Annotated in this window: 2 pseudogenes; one reads left to right on the top strand and one right to left on the bottom strand. The window is 60.6% G+C overall.

What is annotated here, in order from left to right:
• Positions 1 to 270 precede the first annotated feature (270 nt).
• Positions 271 to 603, top strand: a pseudogene (locus KCG87_RS27280) (protein BatD); the annotation flags it as partial.
• Between the two features lie 88 nt (positions 604 to 691).
• Here KCG87_RS27280 and KCG87_RS27275 read toward each other — a convergent pair.
• A pseudogene (locus KCG87_RS27275) lies at positions 692 to 2147 on the bottom strand (hypothetical protein); the annotation flags it as partial.

Below are 2147 nucleotides of genomic sequence, written 5' to 3'. Positions count from 1 at the left end.
GACGTAGAGGCTGATGGTGATTGCGTTTTCATACAAGCAACTCCTCAAGTGACAGAAAGCCCCGGCCTGACGCCTTGGCGACTGCGGTATCCCATCACCCGAAGCTGCCGGCCAGCTACTGTCAGATCTGACAGTAGCGACAGACGGCATTCGCCACGACCTGCTGATTTTTCAAGCCTTTGGGCAAGTCCGCCCGTTTGCCAGTAAACTCCCCCCTCTTTAGCCGCCCTTCATTTCCCCGCGGCCATCACCTGTTTATGTAGCGGAGTCCAACCGGCGGTGCATCGCGCCGCCCAAACCGGGCCGAGCCCGCGCACCTTGATGGACGACATCAAACGGGCATGCCAGGCGAATGATCCGCAAGCGACCCGGCAGGCGCTGGATGCGTGGGCACGGCAGCAGCCGGAAACGCTAGCCGATATGGCGGCGCGGTTTGTGCCGTTGTCGGACGCGCTGGACGGGCTCAATGGTGCGCTGTACAGCGAGACCGGGCAGCATTGGCAGGGCGAGGATTTGTGGCGGGCGATCCGTACCATTCCGGCGGCGGAACGGGTGCAGGATCCGGTGGGTGACAGCGGGTTGCCGCCGCTTTATCCGAAGTAAACCGCAAAAGATCGCAGCCTGCGGCAGCCCCTACATTTAGTCCGTGTAGGCGCTGCCGCAGGCTGCGATCTTTCAGGCGTTGGCGGTGTTATGAGGTTTGTTCACTTGCTGCCGCTTCAAGCAGTCGCGTCTCACGCATTCCCAAACCACGGGACAGCGCTGTGGCTTCGTAGAAGATTTTGCCATTGAGCTGGTCGGCGACGGCATCGCTGTTACCGCCGGCCGGGCCACGGCCCCAGGTCACGACTTCGCCGCTGGAGGTCAGCGCGGCGAAGGCATGGGTGTTGCCATAAATGGCGCGGACGTTGACCAGTCTTGCGGCAATGTTATCCGGGATCTCACCACCTCGATCAGCAGTCCCCCAGGCTACAACGGTGCCGTTGGCCCGCAGCGCGGCAAAAGCAACTCCTGCGCATACCACCTGGACGATGTCAGTCAGTACTGCAACCCGCTGCGGAATTGCCTGATTTCCCCATCCCACGACACGCCCGCTGCTGAGCAGTGCGACGAATGATCCTCTGTTAGCCGTTACCGTCAGGATTTCCTTCAGTATTGCGATGGGCGTAGGAACGTTTGCACCATATGCGCCGTCCCCCCAAGCAACAACGCTGCCATCGCTTCGTCGGGCTGTAAAGGCCCTGTGAGTAGCGCTCAGTTCGATAATGTCTGTGATCTCTCCAATCGTGGCAGGCACATTTCCTCCGGTGGAGCTGTATCCCCACGCCACTACCGCGCCGTTGGTACATAGCGCTGCAAAAGAATAGCCGGTAGCGACTAAATCAACTATGTCAGTCAATGCCGCAATGGCCGCAGGCAAATTACCTCCATAGGTTTGGTGCCCCCAAGCCACTACCGAACCATTGGCACGTAGCGCAGCAAAGGCGTAGAGGTTGCCAATCACTCTGACGACATCCCTCAGCGCAGGTATTGGCTGTGGGAGCGTTGCCCCATTACTAGGGCGTCCCCACGCCACCAGGCTCCCGTCGCGACGTAGCGCAACAAACGCGTAACCGTTGCCGCTCACCGCTACGATATTCCGCAGAAGACTGATGGGTTCCGACACGTCTCCTCCGTATCCACTCAGCCCCCAAGCCACTACCGCACCAGTGGCCTGTCGTGCCGCAAAGGCATAACCGCAAGCACTCAGCGATATGGCATCAGAAAGGTCCGGTAACGAATCCCCCAGATCCCCTCCACGGGCAGGCTTGCCCCATGCCACCAGCGCTCCACGCTCTGTCCGCGCCGCAAAGGCTGCGTTATGTAAAGCTACATCGGACATAAAATTCCCGTTCCCGCACAGGTTCTGCGGATTGATTGTCACCTGATCATCGCTGATCCGCACATGCAGCAGCCGGTCCGGCCGAGTGTCACGGAACGTCGCACCACTGACCTCGCCCTCCTCGCCGTTATACCGCCACCAGGCCTTGACCGGCTGCCGGGTGGTTGCATCCAGCGCGGTCAACCACGCAGTCCCGCCGCCATACATCTGGTAATTACCCCGCGAGCGCGCGCCCATCACCTGCAACCGGCCCGTCCCCAGCGAA

Source organism: Pseudomonas sp. MWU347 (genome assembly GCF_017947305.1).
GTDB classification, from domain to species: domain Bacteria; phylum Pseudomonadota; class Gammaproteobacteria; order Pseudomonadales; family Pseudomonadaceae; genus Aquipseudomonas; species Aquipseudomonas putida_A.
Note: the sequence above shows the minus strand (reverse complement) of the source record. Positions and strands in the feature narration are given on the sequence as shown.